This is a genomic window from Legionella quateirensis (assembly GCF_001467955.1).
Classification (GTDB): domain Bacteria; phylum Pseudomonadota; class Gammaproteobacteria; order Legionellales; family Legionellaceae; genus Legionella; species Legionella quateirensis.
This window is the reverse complement of the sequence record NZ_LNYR01000038.1, coordinates 80,343-100,473: the sequence shown is the minus strand read 5'-3', so window position 1 is coordinate 100,473 and position 20,131 is coordinate 80,343. Positions and strand designations below refer to the sequence as shown.

Here is a 20,131-nt window from a genome sequence, read left to right as displayed (position 1 = left end):
TTGTACTAGTCCAAATGAGTACAACTCCTTGATTTATATCGTATTTCTCATAATCATGTTAATTAATGTCAACCAATAGTGTTTGTGATTGAAATTTAACCCGCCTACAACTGGTTGAGCATGATCCAGATTGGGGAGCAATACATGATTGATTTTTGGCCAAATTAAATCTTGTAAGAAAAATTGGCCATCATGGGCACATGCAGGACGAATCTCTTTTAATCGCTCATGGAATGAATCAAGCCACAAGGTCGGTTGTGTAGACCAGGAGGCTGTTTGAATCACCGGAAAATTGAATTGCTGGTTTTCTACTCTCTTGATGAGATTAGGCCATATTCTGGAAGTGAGCTCTTCTCCACCCACTTTAGCCCTGATAGCAGAGAGCATCACCCATTGCATTTTTTCAGATAAAGAACGGTACCATGAATAATTTGTTTTTTGGTGTTCCCCGTGTAAAATGCTTTCCAAAACATGAGATGAGCCACGGGCAGTCTGAGACATAATTAATGCTTTCGTTTTAATGCGAATGTCTTCGTTTTCAGTTAATAAACTCAAACACTCCAATCCGCCTCGACTGTGGGCACAGAAAATAAAATGACTCCGCTTGTGACGAGACTTTAATTGCTGAAGTATCAGCTGGACATTGTCTCTGTAGGAACCCCCTGCCGTTTGTTGCATTATAATTGCATCATAGCCTAACCGTCTTAATAAATTGGCAGGCTCTTTGAGACTATTTAACATGTAACGACCCAAGTAACCTCTGACAAATACAATCGTGATGTTTTTGTTTAATCCATCAAGGCTTTTTTCCAAACTCGTCAATCCCGAATTCCAAATATCACAGAACTGATGTGTAATATTTTGTGAAGCAGCCAGCTTAAGGTCAGGCGTGTTTGGAAAATGGCTTAAATAAGTGTCAAACCCTTCAGGGTTCCATGTTTTTTTAAGGGCCATTAGAAGTATCTCTTCTCTAATTTAGATACATCTTGAGGAAAAAAAACAGGCGGACGAAACACGAGAAGATAACGATACCAAAGTGGCTGTGTTTCTACTTGATTGCTCTTTCGATAGAGCTCTTGCCAAGGCATTGCAGGGTGGCGGTGATGGGTAAGGTTATAATTGAAATTAAGAAACAACACTCTTACTAACCAAGGTGCTCTGAGATTATATGCCCCCTCAACAACATGAATGGGAGTATGCAAATGATAGACCCATTGCAAGGTAGACCATGAAAAGGCGAAGGCACCATAAGCCAACATTAAAGTTGACCAATGCCAAGGGCCAAAATAAACTACTGAAGCCCAGAAAACAAACAAAAAACCGCCTTCTATGCGCATGCGTAACCAATCAGCGCGAGTAAACTCCTCAAAGGCGGCTGAATAAGTGTTAAAGCGTTTATCACGAGCTATTTTTTCTGCAAAAGAATAGGGGATAAATGGAGTTATCATCGGGAACAGGAAGCACAAAATCCAAATCCCGCCTAAAATGGCAAAATAATATCGTCCGATTTTCCCCCATTTTCTTTCACCATCATGAATGAATTCTGCTCGCTCAGCTTCTGTGCGATTACGACGATGATGCCCCCAGTGTTGTACCCTTAAAAAAGTAGCTGAAGTACCAAAAAGAGTAGAGGAAAGGCATCCTATTAAATAATTTAATTTCTTATTTTGGTGAGCATTTCGGTGACAAAATTCATGCACCATTGTAAAAACCCCCTGCATGAGCATACAAAATAAAAATACTGCTATTACTCGCACCACAACGGGTAAGGAATGCTGATCGATGGTATTTAATAAAATAAACCAAGCGACTATTTGCAGAGACAGCACGACTAAATTCATGGTGCTGTAGCGCCCTAAAGAATCGTATTGTGGCTCAACATGACTGATTTCATCAATGCCTTCTACCTTGTAAGTTTCTCTCATTTTATTTATTTACACTCCATATATGTTGTATTAATGATTTTCCTGGACGTTGTTCCACGTTAGAAAACCTCTTTGGCAGTTCATCCCAACTGATATTGCTAATACGATGATGTTCTTTATGATAATTAATATTGTAAGGCCAAATAAAAAATGAGCCCAACCAACCTGGTGACCATGAACAGCTACCAGAATCCGCATCACTGTTCATTGGTGCATGTTCTGCAAAGCTGCGAATCTTCTGTAACAATTGGGTAACCGTTAAATAGGGAAGAAACCATAAGAATAAGACTTGGATTACCGCTGACGGCCAATATTGATAACTAATGCCAATCATTACGAAAAGGAACATAAATTGAAAATAAAGCTCGTTATAATATGAGGTAACAGGCAGCTTTATATCGTTATTATGGGAAATTCGATCTTTGATAAAAAGCCACAACATCCTGAGTGAATTCCAAAGCAATAAATCACCCAACAGTTGTTTAAGTAATAAACCAGAGTTCAAGGCTTGATAGTTCCAGGGCTGATTTCGATATAAATACCGTTTTTCTGGATCGTTTACAGTTCCCAAATGCTGATGATGGCTAAAATGTAAGGAACGATATCCATGAACCGGCATAAAAAAAGGTACGCCAGCAAAGCAGTTAATAATAAAGTCATTTAACCGCTTATTTGAAGAAATCAGGTAATGCACTGCATCATGATATAGTGCCAGGAGCGCATGTTGCCGAGACGCTATAAAGACGATTCCCAACGTAATGGTCACAGGATGCCAATACCTTATTATTAGAGTCATAGCCAATGCAATTAATGAGAATTCGGACACCAATGCCCAAAGGGACCGGACATTTAGTGATTTTTTTTGGTTTTTTGCATATAAATAATACATTCCAGTCAATACAACGATGGTTGCCAATAAAACGCCAGAAACCACGTCCAAAACAAAATGCTGCTTGGTAAGCAAGGTTGACGAAGCCAGCAAACAAAACCAAATGAAGTAAAATACAGAAACCTTGCGCCAAAATGAGGTGACTTCGGGTAGCCTTTTTTGACAGGCTATCATAAACGCTCCCAGGGCAATGGATAATGGGAGTGCCACGTGACCAGAGGGAAAAGCACACAAAATAGTGTCTTTAGATTGTAAATAAGCTAAAAAGGAATTCTCCGGAGCCCAAATTCGTTCAAATAATCGGGTTGGAACGAAGGTGTAGATCAGAACATTGATCACGCCACAAGCTAGAGCAATATAAAATACTGTAGTAAAACCCGGTTTACTTCTGGCAACAAAAATTAAAACTGGAAGCAAGAAAAAATAACTCATGTAAATGTACACTGACTGAGGAATCATGGGGATGTAATTATCAATAACCAGTTCATTAATCACAAAAGGCTCATAAATTGGATGATTCGATGCCAAAGAATAAAGAATACCCGTAATCAGCGTATAAAGAAGAAAATGAATGACGTATTTCATAACGTGGCAACCTCCACATAAGGCACACGATCATCAAGGTCTTCATGGTTATCATAATCGACCAAAAAAAGGCGGCCTGCATAGGGAATTCCTGGAAACTCAGCAAGAAGCGGAGCACGTTCGTCGCGCTCATGGATTCCGGTTACTAAATGGGTGAACCCTTGTTTTTTTGCACTCTGCAAACAAGCGCGTAGCAAAATTCGGTGATCTTCGATGTTATCAGAGGCCACAAAAGCCATGTAAATGGTCTTGATATGCTGTCCTGCCCTTGGAAGGCCATAGGACAAAAAATGATTAAGCATTGGTCTTAACCACCGATAGTACCCCCCATAATGAATCGGAACAGTCTGTCGAAACGTGCTTTGATCCCATAATCCAGCTACCGCCTTTATTTTAGATCCTTGTTTTAAAATTAAAAAATTCTCCACTTTAAAATTTGGAAATTTTCCCGATGTAAAATCAGACACGGAGTAGTAGGGGGCTAATTGCTGTTTATTTTCATTCAATTTCGCACAAATTTCAGGTAGCGTATTCAATGAACCACGCTCCAATTCGGGACAACTTTTCAATGTTCTCATGGTAAACAATAATGGGGTCAAGACTCTGCCATAATCGCGAAATCTGGGAAATCCTTTATAATTTGAGGCGAGAGAGGTTAATGCACGCTCATTATCGTCACCAATGACGGCAGTATAGTAGGGTATTGGATGTTCTTGATGGAGTTTTTTTAAAAAGCGATTGGCTTGCAACAAAGCGAACCCATTTCGTGATGACTTGGCAATTCGAAAATCAGCCAGATATCCTGTTTCTTGCACCTGACCATTTACCTGACTTAAACGTGTTGCACGTATACCTGATACTTTGATTACCCCATCTGTCTTACCAACAAAAGTCTGTACTGTGTCACCTTGAGTTTTACCGATATTAAAGTAATTAGGCTCACGTGCAAAAACCAAATCTACAGCCCCTGCCATGGGGGTTTGCCAAAGATGTTTTCTAAGCAAAGCTTCTTCATCAGGAAGTGCTAATTCAAATTTCATGAACGATTCTCTCTGCTAAATCAGTTGAATGTAATAAGGCCCGAGGCTTGATATCTCCCGGTCGTTGTCCAGACTTCACACAAGCAGAATAATAGCGCTCTGCCAAATTCGGGCAATAACGAGATTGAACCGGGGCAAGCTGTCCCAGCTGACGGCAATAGTTGTAATGTACGGACTCTCGCAAAGCGTCTTCAACGTTACTGGCTAATTCGGAGTCATGAATACTTTGATGATACAGATAATAACAAGGTGTTTCCCCCCATTGAGGTATTAAGAGAAAAAACGAATCATCCGGAAGATGTTTATCAAAAACACTTTGCACAAAATATTCAGACAGTTTTTCCCCACACAGATCACTCACTGTGTCACCTCGCCCTTTAAATTTAATACAGAGAGGAGCGGTCACTTCAACTACATCACCTAAAGCATAACGTACAAGGCCGTTTCCACTTGTTAATAGAACTTTATATTGGCGCCCAACGGTTAATTCATCTGCGAGATAGCATCGATCATGCTCATCTACAAATTCAAGGAAATGGGAGGTTAAGGCAATGACAGGGTCTGGTTGTTCAAACAGAGGGATACTAATCACCCCTTCTGTGGCCATTAAGCCCTTAAACTGTATTTCTATCCCGGGAAACAGTATTTTTAATTCCGGAATAAATCGTTTCGCAGCCGCATCACCCCAACAACTGATAATTTTTAAATCTGGCCATAAATCCAGAGGACACATCCCTTTTGGTACATACTGAATTAATGAAATCAGAAAAGATGGACTCCATACTGAAATAAATCGTAAATCCCTGCACGCGGTGAGTTGTTGGATACTGGTGTTTTGCCAATCATCCAGGGAAACATTTGAAACCATTTCGGATGACATCGCCAAATTAGGCCCAATGAGGCGTTGAGAAAATCGCCCTAAGTACTCACTATCATCAGAAATACCTATAGGTATATTACCCTCAGTGTATTTCTTTGTTCTAAGCATCGGGCTAATCGACCAATATTGAGATCCTTTCATTAATTCCGGTCTATTGATAAACAGATCATACATCCAGGTAGAAATCGACTTCCTGAATTCACTTAAAAAGCGTTGATTGTAAGGAATATATTTTACAGGGCCTGAAGATCCTGAGCTTGTTTCAAAAAACAGTGTTTTATCTGTACTAAGTACATTACTCTTTCCTTTTTTAATCGCCTCAATGGGGCTTTCAAGGTCTTCATAATCATGTTTAGGTACCCGCTCACGAAACTCTGCTGCGCTTTTAATAGATGCATATCCATATTTTTTACCAAACCGGGTATGCTGGTTACGCCGCAAAAAATCAATCAAAATTCGTTCCTGGGTTTCACGAGGTTCTAGCATTGCTCGCTTAAATTGTTTAGCGGCAGGAGCATTAATCCGTGTCCACAAGTAATGGCGTAAAAATTTCTTATACATTGGACACATCACTCTCTTTTTTGAACCATTTGGTTTGTTTAACCTTTTGTAAGGCGACCAGACCTGCTCCCAAATTATTTTCAAATGAAAATTCAGTGAGACAAACTAACTCATCGCCTAACAAATATCCGGGATTTTTTCTGAGGAAAAAGGCGACATGAGGATTTTTTAGTTTTCTTTCCGGGGGCTGAGCAATTGATTCTTGCAAACACTCACGGGGCACACGTGGACGAACCAATCCGTTAGAGTATTCATCAGGAAATTTAATATGCCCCAGCGTATTGATAAGTTGAGCCTCAAAAGAGGGCGTTTCTTTATCATATCGAGGATAAAATTCTTTATAAAATAAGGGCAAAAACAGATAGGTACGATATCCGCTGGAAATGAGATACCAATACAAAGGAACATCAGGTTCTGATAATTTTAAATAAGCCATAAAATGACACCAGGTTTTAGAAAGAACCCCTGAGCCCCAAAAGTCTTGTTCAATGATGGTATTGCCACTGAACACAGCACGAACAGGTTTCCCTTGAAACACCAAATCATACAGCATCATCGTTGTAAAGCCTTGAATTGTGCCGTCGTGATCTTTCATTAACAAAATCCATTGTTTTTCATTGAGATCCTTATCAAAAGTCTCTCTATCTGTTTTAGAATAGTATTTGATGAAAATCTCATATAATCGTTGTCGTGTGTTGTGATCGCACTGCTCGACCAACGCAACAGAACCTCGTAGTTTTTCTTCTTCTATATTTATTTCAGAAATCATAAATTTAACTCTCTTTCGTATACGCTAATGGCTTCATTGTCATCAAGAGCTCCATCAGCGGCATTCTTTCTTAGTGATATGATGTGTCGACCTAACAAATCAGCATTGGTGTGTAAAAATTGTGGACCGAAGCGTTCTGTTTGTTGTCCTATTTTTTTCAAAAGACGCACATCCTGAAGAATAACGTGACGACAATACGCGCGCAGGATGGGTTTACATAACATTTTGGGCAAGGGTAAATTCCAGGCAATATGAGTTGTAACATTCACAATGCCATCTTCTTGTCTGGTACACTGAGAAGTAATTAGAAAGGCTCGGTTATTTGAAAAGGTATAGTCAACCCGTGAAATGGATGGCAAATAAAATGCATCTGTGTGGCGCATTTGAGTGCCTTTAGGAAAAAACAACCGGGGACCAATTCCTGTGAGTACCGGTTCATTTAAAAACTCGGCTTTCACGGAGTGTGAATCTTTTGTAATACGTGCCTTCACCGTAGTGAGTCCGCCCTTCCTGAATAAACCTGGATGGACATATACGGTATGCGGCACATCTAAAAAATTTTCTAAACAAGCAACAACAGAAGCTTCAAATTGGGTATGCATGAAGAAGTGTCCCCATCCTTTTTCACCGTAAAATGGAAAAGAAAAGGGATTTGATTTAGGGGGTGAATTACCAATATACACCCAAATATGTTCTTCTTGCTCGAAGGTGGGAAAACTGTCTATAGCTAAGGTTTTGGACTTAAGAGGATCATGGTCACATAAAGCCGGCTGGGAAACGACTTCCCCGTTACCATTATATCGCCACCCATGATAAGGACATTCAAGTGTTCCTTGTTTTACACAACCATTTGACAGCCTCATTCCCCGATGTAAACAGTGATCAACCAAGGCATGCACTTGCCTGTTTTCATCTCGGAATAAGACTAAGGTTTTTCCTTCAACAACACGACGGATAGGTTTTTTTCTGACTTGCTTTGAGGTTGCTGCAATATACCAGCCATCGAGAAATACATCCATTTACATCACTCCATGTGGGTTAGAATCCTTCATGCATTGTCCTAATTTAAGGCATTCCATTAACAATCCAATCCAATTTAGCATAGGATTCAATAAAAAAACAATTTTTTCAGTAGCTTAATGATATGGCAATTCTAGAACCCCTAGGCTGAGTGCTATTAATCCATTTAATAGTTAAAGGAGGAACGAACTCAATTTTGTAAAACTATTTATCTCGAGACCAAATATTTTTTTGAGGCACATCAAGATGATTTATCACCTCAGATAAATTGGTTGTTTTGGAGGAGTACCTTCAACTTTGGGAAGATGTAGAAGGTTGCCTGGATCGCTTCTTGTATAATCAACTAGGCTGCGCCTTATCTTCTGTTACGGGCGCAGTTATATAATTTAGTTTATGATTAACCTATTGAACAGCGGCCATGGATTGGCCAAACCGAACGATGCTCTCGGCCTTTAATGATTTATCCCATGCTATCTGCTCACCATTAGCGAATAACAGTACAACTGTTGAACCCAATTTAAAATAACCCATTTCCTCACCTTGTGCATAAGATTTTTTAAAATCAGCTTCTGAATAATCAAAATGTATCATTTTCTTGCCACGTTGAATCTCTCCATGCCAACTGGTTCCAATAGCGCCTACAATAGCGGCGCCCACCATAACCATAGCCATAGGTCCTGCCTTGGTATTAAAAAAAATAGCCAGTCGTTCATTTCTGGCAAATAATTTGGGAATCACTCTGGCCGTTGTTGGTTGAACTGAAAATAATGCACCGGGTATATAGGTCATAGAAGTAAGTTCAGCATCTATTGGCATATGAACCCGATGATAATCTTTAGGTGATAAATAGAGCGTTGCAAATCGTCCCTGAGCAAATTCATTGGCTTTATCGCGATTGCACGCCAAGAGTTCCTGAACCGAATAATAGCGTCCTTTGGCCTGAATTAGAGTCCCTTGATTAATTGCTCCTATTTCGCTGACACAACCATCAACAGGCGAGACTATATCTGCCACAGCCAAGGGTCGGCATTCTGGCTTTAAATGTCGGATAAAAAATTCATTGAAACAGGAATATGCTGTCGGATCTTCAATTAGAGCCTCGCTCATATTGACTTGATATTTATTTATAAAACGTTGAATTATATAATTTTTTATTGCTACATTTCGTACATTCGCCACAAAACCAGCAAAACAAGTGAGTCCCTGTTTAGGAATAATATATTGCGGAGCCGTTTTTAATAAATCGAAAGACATACACCTTACCCACAGATCTTAGAAGAGTGAATCATAACCCAAAGAAGAGCTGGTTGTCACAAAAAGAACCCCATTCACCCATTAAGAACCTCTGAAATTTATCAACCTCCAATCTATCTCATTCATAAGGTTAACGCACTGGAAGCAATCTCTTTTATATCCTGTTTATGAGAAGGCGCGACTGAATGTTCTTTTACGCAGGCATAAATATGAGTCTTATGCTCTATTGGATCATACTGAGCGATTAATTTACATCCAGGCGAATTCTGCATTTCAACGCTTTTGCTGATATCGCTCTTCATTTCAGAAATTAATCGATCAAATACAGACTTATTCATTGTTGAACTTTGATCGCCATTAATAAAGGTCAAGGCTACTGCCTTCGCATGTCCAAAGGATTTACAATATCCTTCAACTTCTTTGTCTCTGGGGGCTGCCCCCCAGAATTTATAACCGCTTAATCCCTGCATATATGTTTTTATGGCTTCATCCATTATATTTTGGAATCGATCGTTAGGTAATTTATCTACCCAATCAAAAAGCGTACTATAAAATAAACGTATTCCTTCAGAGTGATATAGATGGGTAAATTGATTATCAAATTTAGCAAAATTAACCGCGGATTTAGTGAATAAAGGGATATCATTGTCAAAGGTGCCTTTTCTAACTGCAGCACTAATACTAGGCAACAGCTGAGTCTGTAGCATAATTGGCGTAAGATATTGGATAAGATATTTATTTAACGCTCCGGTTTCTTCTTTACCAGAACTAAAGATATAAGCCAGCCGATTAGATCCGCTTTGGTTCATACTTGCGGCTAAAAATTCTTTAACAGGCTGTGATCTATGGCGATAGGATAAGCTTTCTAAAGTTGGAGTATAATATTTATCAATAATTTCTGTTATGTACAAAGAAAGCTCTTCGGGTTTGACACTATTGGCCCATTCAAACAAAGCCTTGTTATATTTTTTAATCACTTCCTCATGAGTATGAGGTAAAAGATCCTTCTCAACTGGTGTTCTAATAGCATCTTTCATCATTTCATCAGTCGTTATTAAGTGAAGTTGGAAATTCGCATGTTCCGTTAATTGCTTTAACTGAATCGCTATGGGATTAAATTCTGCCGCATAAGAGCTGGTGTGGAACAGTTTTTGCCTTAAAGCCAGGTTATATTGCTGATGCAAATCATTTAGACTATTACAAAAAGTCAGATTATCTTCCTCTGTCAGCTCTTGTCGTTCCTTACAATAATACGTTTTGACTATACTATGTAATTTTTGGTAAAAATTAACCAGCATCAAGATGCCTTCACGATAATTACTTTCTTTATCGACACTAATCAAAGGCTCAATTGTTTCAATGGATAACTCGGGCATGGCACCAAAAAGTTCCCATGCATTAGTCAAACTGGAATCAGTAATATTTTTACCTTCGATTTCAACAAAATCAGGCAGTTCAACGCATACTTTGTCAAGAAGTCTCTTTGTCAAACTAAAGGTATTATGCAATAAATCCTTGACGGTAAGGGCATATGTATCGCGCCAAATCTGATGATAACGATGTTGCAACTCTTCTAAATCATACTTAAGACTTACATCATCTTTTTTATACAAGGTTTCATTTTGGGTTTTCATCCATGCTGCAATACCTTTATAAATAGACGGTTTATGATATAAAGTTGAACAGGTTGAATCGAGTGCGACGCCATTCCCGTTATTTTCACACCCCATATAAAAGACAACAACTCGATATAAATTATCATAATGCTTTTGATAGATGTTCATCATGAAATCAACAAAAGACATGACATTCGTCTGATTATTACATAACTCAGGAAACTCAGTTTCATAGAGAATACGAAGATTCACGTCTGTCGCATCTAAAGAAGTATAATTAACCGTCATATCACCAAAAAGATCAAATAACCGTTTGCGCACCATTTCAGGTTGATAGGTCATCAAAGCTTTCATTGCCGCGACAAATTTTTGTTCATGAGCCCGTGGTTCATGAGCCAATTGTTCAAATTGAGTATGATCCGCAATTTTTTTGGGGAGAACACTCTGAAGAATTTGTGAAGGAACCGCGCTAGGTAGCGTTTCCTGACCTGGATGCTTAAATGTTGGCCAATGATAGGGTTTAGAGTCTCTAACTTTCGGGAACGTTTCCCAATCCCGAACAGACAGATCTATTCTCTTTTTAGGGACACCAATTATTGGCCGAGGTTCTTTCATTTGAATAGTGAACCAGTAAAAAAGCATGTCAAAATCAAGATCAGCTGATTCATCTTCATCGTCCAGGACACACATTTGATGCCCATGAGTGTCGTCGTCATCAAGGTACCATCGACCAAAAAGAACCGACATGATATTCTTATCAAGCAATGTTTTCGTGCTGGGAATAACTTTTTCTTTTAAAATGGGATCTACAGGAACAGGATCTTCAGCAAAATTAAAACTTTTAAATCCTTTGATGCCTATTGATAACGTACCAACCAATTTATCGTTTTCATCAAAAACCAAACGTTCTTCAGCTGAATTTTTTCCTTGAAATAAACGTTTAAAAAATGAGGCGGCGGTACTGATTTTAGCTAAGAATTCGGGGTAATGATTTTTCGGCTCCAGTCTTTTAAAAAAAGCAAGCTTTTCTATACCGTCTTCAATGAAGGTAACACGAGTAATTACATGCGAGCCGTCTTTAACAGCTGATCCAGCTGTTAATTCTTTTAAGTTGCTCTCCCTAAGCGCTTTCTTAGGTAACCCCATATATCAAATCCCTTAATGCAAATCCATCATCCTATGCACCATATTAAGCAGAAATAATCAAGAAGTTCAAGAGTATTTTTTAATACAAAATATTAATTTAATGTTTTTAAACGTCAGATTTAAGGTAAGTTGTTCATTTTATATAAAAAAACCAGGAATTGAGGATACACATTGTAATTTCTCACTATTTACGGGAATTACGTCATCCTAAAATAATTTAACCCACAGATTTTTGAGAAGAACCAAGTAGATACAGATTATTTTGTCTATTATTCCTACACACCGCGCTTTATGCCTGAGAGTTCCTCACTTTTTAAAAATGCACATTAATTAATCTTAATTTGCAATTTTTATAAGATCGTCATCCTCGCGAAAGCGGGTATCCATGCATAAATATGGCATTGTGCTAAATTTTAAGATGGATCCCCGCTTTCGCGAGGATGACGTATAAAAAGTGAGGATCGTTCAGGCTTAATGCACGGTATCCATTAAAATGACTTATTTTAATTGAGGAACTTCAGAATCAGGGCGCTCAATAAGTGATTTTACCTCCTTATCGAGAGCTCGAAGTTTTTCGCCTGATGTTGTTTGATTAAAAAACCAATAATTGCCCGTTTCGCGCTCTTTAAAATCATTTGCCACACCTAAGGTGAGCGTAGTGATCACAATATTGGCGATAACCACCAGAATTTTCTGTAACAAAGATTTCATTTCAGGATCTACTATATCAAGAACTTTCTGTTCTGCCTGTTTGATTTTTGATGTTACATCAATACCTGGCTGTGTGATGCCTTCATAGGCAATACTATATAGAGTTCTTCTGTACTCCTCTTCAGCACGATCCCACTTACTCCCTTTATCTGGTTCTGTGGACGATTTTCTAAGTCGCTCATTGACTCCTTTACATTGCTCTTCAACTTTAAAAATAATATGCCGAAACCGAGTACCATTCAAAGTACCTTGTTCACCAGCCAAAGCAATCACTTCATCAGAAAATCGAAGATCCTGCATTTGTTTTACGCAAATAAACCGTTTATGCAATTGAAGTGCAATAGAAAATAAGTTCTTATCGGTTATCTCAAGAAGTGCTTTGCCTTGACTCACAACACCTGTTTGTACGCCAGTGTACAATAATTTTATTAGCGTTTTCCTTTGTTCAATATCTTCAATTTGAGACAATTCCGGCAAAAAAATACGAAGAATTTGTCCCTGATTATTCTTCTTTAATACCCAATTGTATTCATTAGCTGTAGTAATTCCAGTTTGCTTTAACATACTAAATGAACGACTAAGTTCTTTTAGTTCTTCAAAACTCATTTTCGTTAGTATGGATTTTTTTAAACCGTACTGTTCAAACTCATGTGTAAAATGGTGCAAGATTGATTTTTGCATATGGATTAATGGATTGAGCGCATGTTTTCTTAAATCTTTAATACTGATGATACTTTTTGATTGATCCAGGGCAACCAAAGTTGTTGCCAGCATGGGATATTGCTGAGTTGCCTGAACTATCTCTTCAAGCTGTGGAAGAGATAAATTTCCTTTTGCCCAGAATATCAAACATAATTTTCTGCAATCTCCATCTGCCAAACTATTTATATAGTTTAATTGATTTAACTTGTGCGGTATTTTAAATAACTCAGGGACATCCTGAGCGATACCTAACTGTTCCAGTACTTCAAAAGAGCGAAAATAGGCTTCTTTTGATAAAATCAACTGCATTAACTCCAGTTCATACTTTTTCGTTCGCAATACAGGCAATAATTTGATTTGCAGTGGATCCCACATCAAAGTGCCCATCTTTTTTATAAATTCGTGATCAAGAAGCAGCTTCCTGTTCTCATTCAATATGTTTTCTTCGTAAAACACCACAATCATCTGTAATAAATTTTTATTGAACCGGTCATCTCCATTCAGCGTCGCTGCTTCAAGCTCCATTCGTAAACCATCATTTTTATCCAACAGATCGCCTAACATTACAGGTGATATAAGTAAATTATATTTCAGGATCAGTTCACGAACACCATTAGGTCGCAGAAGAGTTCCTTTAGGTTTTTCAATTTTTATGAAACTGGATAAGGCATCGATTCCAGGAAAAGTGATATCAATTTCTCCCGTATCAGGCTTAATTGCATTTTTTAATTGATTTTGAACAAATGGATATTTAATTTGTTCAAATAATGGATTTTCTTCAATGTCTACTTGAGACATTTTAATATCTGATTCTTCTGATTTAATGTAGGGTTTTAAATCGACACCCGATAACAGAGTAACTGCTCTCTCCTCAGGAGCCAGGTGAGTATTGTTCATTAATCCTAACAACCACTGGGATGGGTAGTCTTTCCTGTAGATTAACATCAGCCCACAGGGTTCCTCGAGCTCATTCAGATAAGCAAAATCCTGACGTACACACAGCTCTCCATATTTAGCAAGGCTTTCACCAGTTAATATAAATGGTCGATATGGAGCACCCAACAAGAGGAATAAATTCGAAGCGGTAATAGCTCCCGGCGCACAAACAGGCATTTGCCCCAAGGATTGCCACTTGCTTATAAAGTCCCTGGCTTGTTGTTCAGTACCCAGAAATTTGGTTTCAGGCGTGATAGATTCAACTCGTGTTTTAAGAACCCATTCCTGATCAAATGCCTTAAAGATCTGCTGTGCATTTCCTTGAACCAAATAAACCATGATCAATACTCTCAATACTACAAATTGTGAATATTATAACCAATTTTACGCCATAATAGTGTCTTTTTTTTGAAATATATCCATTATTACTGTTTTTTTACCAATTTATTTGGTTCGATCAATGGAAGATATGGGCGGAGTAACTGATTTTCGCCATTTGATTCAATAATATCCCTAATTCCAATGAGAATCAGGGATATTCTTAAATTTAGGCCTTATGCATAGGACAAACTACACCCACTTCAGCAAATGACTCGATTACCGGAGTTTTGTCAAATTTTCTATCTAAAGCAGCCTGAATCACACCACATGCAGCAAAATCATAATAAGCTATTGGCGACCAATAGTTCCTATTTGCATCAACCATGATCTGAAAAGCCTTTTGAATTGACCAACCCGGCTTATGAGCCAAAACATAAAATGCTTTATTAAATACTCCGCTGGTCATATGGACGTCCAAAGAATCCGTGAATTGGGCCGCATTTCCTATAGACATACCGTCCTTAGTTGGATCATCCATATAACGTAATGGTTGTCCGCCTTTTACCGCTTCACGACCAATAGTCCAATCCTCACCATCCCAGTACCATGGATAATCACGACGGAGGTAGTCTTGAAGAGCTATAGCAGCCATATCTGAAAATGACTCGTTAATCCCACCCGATTGTCCTTCATATAATAATCCGGAATTTATGGCCGTAAAATTATGCGATAACTCATGTCCTAATACCGATTGAGCAGGAGCGGTTAAATACTCATCTCCATTACCAATAACGATCTGTTGATGTGCCACGATTAATCCATCTATATTGATTGTTGGAATCGCGAAGGCATTATCCATATCTCCAAGGTGAGTGTAGGCACGCAACGGCAAATCATCACCGATTGGTTTTTTAACGCCATAGATTTTTTCGTACATATCTAATGTCTGTTGAGCAAAATACATGGTGTCATTTACTGGTGAAAAGGCGTAATTGACAGGACCAGTTGCGCCATCAGCATAGTTTAAATATAAATTACTCTCATCACAGGCATAGGTAAAGGCAGGGATATTAAGCATGGACTCAGCAAGGGTTGTAATTGGAAATATATCGTATCCCAAATCATGATTTTCCAAATTCATCACTTTTAAGGATTCATTTTCAACACTGCATGAACCATCTTTGACCGATACATCAAATTTTCCTAAGGAAGGCAATCCTGGCAACGCATTTCCATGTTGAAACATACCGCCACGATAAGGAAGAGGAAATGCATTTCCACCCAGACCTTGACCAATTCGTTCATGACGTACTTCATCCCACTGTTTTAGTACCTTGGCAGTGTTCGCATCAATCAGGTAGTTAGGTGCTTTTATCTGTGTTTTTTCACTGTTGCTGTAATACGATAAATGATAGGCAAGATGCGCCTTATTATCTGAATCAATAAAGATTACCTTATTTATATTTTTAAATTTTACTGGATTACTCACTGACCCGAGAATTTTTTGTTCGATTTCATCCGCAGAGAATGCTCCATTGATACTGCTGATATCTTTTTCAATTCCGGTCACATTCATTCCGGTGACTGTATCCTTACTGCCTTTTTTGGAATGAAAAATTACTTGATAGCCCCAAACGGGAATTCCCTTATAAGTCAACTGATAACGAGCATGATTGGAGCTGGTTTTTGAATCATTGTGCAATTGCAGTTTATAGTCACTTTGCTGAACTGCTATTGATTTTATTAACCCCTGGTTAAGGGACTGTTTTTGTTCAAACTGAGGCAAAGATTTATTTGCATCACCCCATACCATATTTTGTGAAGCAGCTTGAACCGATGAAGCTACAGCTGAAATGACTAAAAATGAAGCAATCCGTTTTTTCATAATATCATCCTGAATTTTGGTCGAAATTCCATCCTGCTATAAATACGTAACAAAAACAATCAGAAAATATAAATTAAGATATAATTTTCTCTTTTTACACCTTAGTTTACACTTTATGTTCATCAGATTTAATTGGTTCATTTATGAGTTTATTGATATAATTCAGTTAATTGTGAATAAAGTTTGTTAATCTCAAAACGCTCATGATGACGAAACACTGTAAGTCATTGATGATTTGCACATTGAATGCGCCACTAAAAGAGAATTGAATGAATTACAACATTATTGGAGCAGGTCGATTAGGTAAAAACTTGGCACTGGCATTATCGACTACACAAATGCTTACCCTTGATTCGGTATGCAATCGCAGTTTCAATTCCGCACAGCAAGCCTGTAGTGAAATAAAGCTGGGAACGGCAGTCAATTCACTGAAACAACTGCCCAAGACTGATGTAACCTGGATTACGTGTAATGATGATTCTATTGAATCCATTGTGTATCAACTAATAAAGGATTCTGTTCTTAAACCAGACAGTTTCATTATCCATTGTAGTGGTGCATTAAACTCTGAATTACTTAGCCCACTTCGAGAACTAGGTTGTTCTGTAGCTAGTTTTCACCCATTAAAAGCTTTTAAATCTGGATATCTGAATTCTTTGGCATTCAATCAGATCGATTGTGTGATGGAAGGAGACCCTGCTGTCTGTGAATGGTTACATGGTATTTTTAGTATTCTTGGCGCACATGTCATCCCTATTCGTTCTGATGCAAAAATTATGTACCATACCGCGGCAACTATCGCATCAAATTACTTAATTACTTTAGCCCATACCAGCGAAGAATTACTTCTGCAGGCGGGGATACCGCAACATCAGGCACGCGCCATGATTTGTAATCTGATGCAAGGCAATATTAATAATTTAAGCAAAACATCACACATAGCGGAATCATTAACCGGGCCATTATGTCGAGGTGATATTCAAACTATGTCCATGCACTTAAAGGCTATTGATAACCCCTCTATTAAGGAATTATATAAAAAAGCAGGGTTAGCCACATTGCCTTTGGCTCAGTTACCACTGGAAAATAAAGAAATTATCAAAAAGATGCTTGAAGATTAACCAGTGTTTCACGGGAAACACTGTCCATAAAGTGAATTCCCGTAGTCCTGTTGATGTTACTGTACAGATGAAGGTACATGAACTAGGCTTGTTCTGCTACTGTCACCTGTAAATGAGTTACATTCTGTAAGCCTCGCGGTAAACGATTACCACGGCGACCTCGTTCTCCTTTGTAGTGTGCCAAATCAGCACCCTTAAGAGTAAAATGTCGTTTGCCAGCATGTACTGTTAAAGAATCTTCTTCGGCTAATACTTGAAGATCGATAATATACTCTTCCCGTGAAACCGCTTTACTTGATGGGATACTGATTAATTTATTACCCTTTCCTCGAGATAACTCAGGCAATTCTTTAATGGAAAATATAAGTAACCGACCCACGCTGGTTGCGCAAGCAACATAAAGCTCATCATTGTTGGGTAAAAGCCTGGGTGGAACAATGCGACTATTTTGCGAGAGTTTAATACATGCTTTTCCGTTTCGATTTTTTACATACAGCTCGCTAACTTTAGCGATAAACCCATATCCGGCATCACTGGCCAATAAAACTCGCTGTTCTGGTTCTCCACCAACCAGTGCTTCAAAGGTCATTCCTTCCGCAGGATTAAGTTTACCAGTGAGTGGTTCTCCCTGACCTCTTGCTGAGGGTAGGGCATGACCTGGCAAAGAGTACACTTTACCCTCACTATCAAAAAATATGATCTGTTGATTTGAGCGGGCATATGCCTGTGCTTTAAATTCATCTCCAGCTTTATAACTCAGCTCTGTACCAACTACGTCATGGCCTTTAGCTGCTCGAACCCAACCATTATTTGATAAAACAACAGTGATGGGCTCATTAGGCAAAATATCTTCTTCCTTTAAGGCCTGTGCATCTTGTCTTACAATAATGGGTGAGCGACGAGCATCACCAAACTCATCGCGATCTCTGATTATTTCCTGTTTTACTAATGCCTTTAAAAGCGATTCACTGGCTAGGGTGTTCTGAATACTGTCTCGTTCAGCACTTAGTTCATCCAGTTCACCACGCAACTTTATTTCTTCAAGTTTAGCCAAATGGCGCAGTTTCATTTCCAAAATTGCTTCAGCCTGGCGCTCACTCAAATTAAATCGGGCGATTAATCCTTGCTTAGGATTCTCATGCTCTCTAATAATGGCAATGACTTCATCTATATTCAAATACGCAATCAGTAACCCTTCCAGAACATGGATGCGTTCTAATACCTTTTCCAATCTGTATTCGAGTCGTCGTTTAACTGTTGAAACACGATATACCAACCATTCGGTCAGAATCTTTACCAATCCTTTAACACGTGGCTTGCCATCCAAACCAATCATATTAAAATTGACCCGATAACTTCGCTCCAAATCAGTTGTTGCAAAAAGATGAGACATCAATGCATCGACATCTACGCGGTTTGATCGGGGAATAATCACTAAACGGGTAGGATGTTCATGATCAGACTCATCACGCAAATCTTCAACCATCGGTAATTTTTTCTGCTGCATTTGCACGGCAATCTGTTCGATCACTTTTGCACCGGAAACTTGATAGGGCAAAGCAGTAATCACAATATTCTGCTTTTCCTGACTGAAAATGGCGCGCATTTTTATGGAGCCATTTCCAGTCTCATACAGTGCAGTTATCGCTTCACGAGGGGTAATTATCTCTGCTTCCGTAGGAAAATCGGGACCTTTTATATGTTCATTAATTGCCAATAAATCTGCATCAGGATTGTCCAATAAATGAATACAGGCATTAGCTACTTCGGTTAAATTGTGAGGAAGGATATCTGATGCCATACCAACGGCAATACCCGTAGCACCATTTAATAAAATATTAGGTAATCTAGCCGGAAGCAATGATGGCTCTTGTAACGTTCCATCAAAATTATCGACCCAATCGACGGTGCCTTGTAGTAACTCACCAAGCAGCACTTCAGCATAAGGTGATAACCTTGCTTCTGTGTACCGCATGGCGGCAAAAGATTTGGGATCATCGGGAGAGCCCCAGTTGCCTTGGCCATCTACAAATGGATATCGATATGAGAAGGGTTGTGCCATCAAAACCATGGCTTCATAACAGGCACTATCACCATGAGGATGAAACTTACCTAAAACATCCCCAACTGTTCTTGCTGATTTTTTGTGTTTTGCAGTAGCTTTTAAACCAAGTTCGGACATTGCATAGACAATTCTGCGTTGAACAGGTTTCAATCCATCAGCTATATTGGGTAATGCCCTATCCAGAATAACGTACATGGAATAATCAAGATAGGCTTTCTCAGTAAATTCCGTCAGTGGTTTTTTTTCTGTTGTTTCATTCATCGCTTTTGTATTCATTGTAGTAGTAATCACTATTTAATCATCGTAGTGCAATCAAGGTACGTATTGCAAAACAATTTTAGCAAAATATTCATAATGTTAGAAATATACTCATCATGTTAATTGTGAATAACTTTGTGCTTATTTTTTTTATAAAATCGAGTAAATCATAACTTATTGATTTATAATATATTTTAAAAAAATATTTCTCCCGACATTTTGCAAACCTGTGGATAACCCTGTGAATGAATCATAGAGTAACGTGTATAACTCTTTGTTAAATACCAATTTTTAAAACTCCTGTTTGATTTAACCAGGGAAATTATCCAATAAGCAACCAAGCAGATTTAAAGTGTGAGCATGATCTCATAGGTCTAACGATTATAAACGGTTACACACTTTTAATATGCAGGTATTTACGTCGTTAAAACTGGAACATCCAATTTA

The 20,131-nt window shown here is 38.5% G+C and carries 13 protein-coding genes; 1 reads left to right on the top strand and 12 read right to left on the bottom strand.

Annotated elements, in window-relative coordinates; genetic code table 11:
- Positions 1–33 precede the first annotated feature (33 nt).
- From Lqua_RS13780 to Lqua_RS13730, 11 genes are all read right to left on the bottom strand, one after another.
- A complete protein-coding gene (locus Lqua_RS13780) occupies positions 34–954 on the bottom strand; it encodes a lipase family protein (protein WP_058474858.1) in 921 nt (306 codons plus the stop codon).
- On the bottom strand, positions 954–1,925 hold the full coding sequence (locus Lqua_RS13775) for a fatty acid desaturase family protein (RefSeq protein WP_115148800.1): 972 nt from the start codon (positions 1,923–1,925) through the stop codon (positions 954–956). The genes Lqua_RS13780 and Lqua_RS13775 overlap by 1 nt, the downstream gene beginning before the upstream one ends.
- Position 1,926: 1 nt before the next feature.
- Entirely contained in the window at positions 1,927–3,399 is a 1,473-nt protein-coding gene (locus Lqua_RS13770; protein ID WP_058474857.1) for a fatty acid desaturase, read from the bottom strand.
- Positions 3,396–4,439: a hypothetical protein gene (locus tag Lqua_RS13765; protein ID WP_058474856.1), complete on the bottom strand. Its 1,044-nt coding sequence runs from the start codon at positions 4,437–4,439 to the stop codon at positions 3,396–3,398. The genes Lqua_RS13770 and Lqua_RS13765 overlap by 4 nt, the downstream gene beginning before the upstream one ends.
- Positions 4,429–5,880 (bottom strand): GH3 family acyl-acid amido synthetase, encoded by a 1,452-nt coding sequence (locus Lqua_RS13760; protein WP_058474855.1) that lies wholly within the window; start codon positions 5,878–5,880, stop codon positions 4,429–4,431. Before Lqua_RS13760 ends, Lqua_RS13765 begins: the two co-directional genes overlap by 11 nt.
- Complete coding sequence (locus Lqua_RS13755) at positions 5,873–6,649, bottom strand: hypothetical protein (RefSeq protein WP_058474854.1); 777 nt, start codon at positions 6,647–6,649, stop codon at positions 5,873–5,875. The genes Lqua_RS13760 and Lqua_RS13755 overlap by 8 nt, the downstream gene beginning before the upstream one ends.
- Entirely contained in the window at positions 6,646–7,668 is a 1,023-nt protein-coding gene (locus Lqua_RS13750) for an aromatic ring-hydroxylating oxygenase subunit alpha (RefSeq protein WP_058474853.1), read from the bottom strand. Before Lqua_RS13750 ends, Lqua_RS13755 begins: the two co-directional genes overlap by 4 nt.
- A 403-nt stretch (positions 7,669–8,071) precedes the next feature.
- Complete coding sequence (gene asd / locus Lqua_RS13745) at positions 8,072–8,923, bottom strand: archaetidylserine decarboxylase (protein ID WP_058474852.1); 852 nt, start codon at positions 8,921–8,923, stop codon at positions 8,072–8,074.
- 122 nt (positions 8,924–9,045) lie between these two features.
- Positions 9,046–11,685: a hypothetical protein gene (locus Lqua_RS13740; protein ID WP_058474851.1), complete on the bottom strand. Its 2,640-nt coding sequence runs from the start codon at positions 11,683–11,685 to the stop codon at positions 9,046–9,048.
- 498 nt (positions 11,686–12,183) lie between these two features.
- On the bottom strand, positions 12,184–14,373 hold the full coding sequence (locus tag Lqua_RS13735) for a hypothetical protein (RefSeq protein ID WP_238585586.1): 2,190 nt from the start codon (positions 14,371–14,373) through the stop codon (positions 12,184–12,186).
- Between the two features lie 208 nt (positions 14,374–14,581).
- Complete coding sequence (locus Lqua_RS13730; protein WP_058474850.1) at positions 14,582–16,240, bottom strand: M4 family metallopeptidase; 1,659 nt, start codon at positions 16,238–16,240, stop codon at positions 14,582–14,584.
- A 269-nt stretch (positions 16,241–16,509) separates the two neighbouring features.
- Between Lqua_RS13730 and Lqua_RS13725 the strand changes: the two genes are divergently transcribed.
- On the top strand, positions 16,510–17,361 hold the full coding sequence (locus tag Lqua_RS13725) for a Rossmann-like and DUF2520 domain-containing protein (RefSeq protein WP_058474849.1): 852 nt from the start codon (positions 16,510–16,512) through the stop codon (positions 17,359–17,361).
- A gap of 82 nt (positions 17,362–17,443) precedes the next feature.
- Here Lqua_RS13725 and parC read toward each other — a convergent pair whose 3' ends face one another.
- Positions 17,444–19,687: a DNA topoisomerase IV subunit A gene (gene parC / locus Lqua_RS13720; RefSeq protein ID WP_172459556.1), complete on the bottom strand. Its 2,244-nt coding sequence runs from the start codon at positions 19,685–19,687 to the stop codon at positions 17,444–17,446.
- Positions 19,688–20,131 lie beyond the last annotated feature (444 nt).